General features: G+C 61.5%; 1 protein-coding gene. It reads left to right on the forward strand.

Features of this window, described 5'->3' with window-relative positions; translation table 11 throughout:
* Positions 1-449: IS5 family transposase (locus tag MTR62_RS21200; RefSeq protein ID WP_244024660.1), on the forward strand; the 449-nt coding region annotated here is incomplete at both ends.

Genomic DNA, 449 nt, shown 5'->3' on the forward strand with positions numbered 1-449 from the left:
CGATAGCCAGAGCGTGAAAACGACCGAGAGCGGCGGTCCGAGTGGATATGACGCGGGCAAGAAGGTCAAAGGCCGCAAGCGTCATATCCTGACCGACACCTCCGGCTTTCTGATCTCCATCCTCGTGCACACTGCCGATATTCAGGACCGGGATGGCGCCGTCGACGTGCTCAAAAGGATTTGCCAGCGCTTCCCCTGGCTGCGCCATATCTTCGCCGATGGTGGCTACGCCGGTGACAAGCTCAGAACGGCACTCGCCAAAGCCGGAAACTGGGTCATCGAGATCATCAAGCGTTCCGACAAGGCCAAGGGCTTCGAAGTCCTCCCGCACCGCTGGGTCGTCGAGCGCACCTTCGCCTGGCTGGGACGCTGTCGCCGCCTCGCAAAGGACTGGGAAGCGACCGTCGCCTCTTCAACCGCCTGGGCTATGATCGCTTCTATCCGCATGC

The sequence above is a fragment of the Novosphingobium organovorum genome (assembly GCF_022832435.1).
Taxonomy (GTDB): domain Bacteria; phylum Pseudomonadota; class Alphaproteobacteria; order Sphingomonadales; family Sphingomonadaceae; genus Novosphingobium; species Novosphingobium organovorum.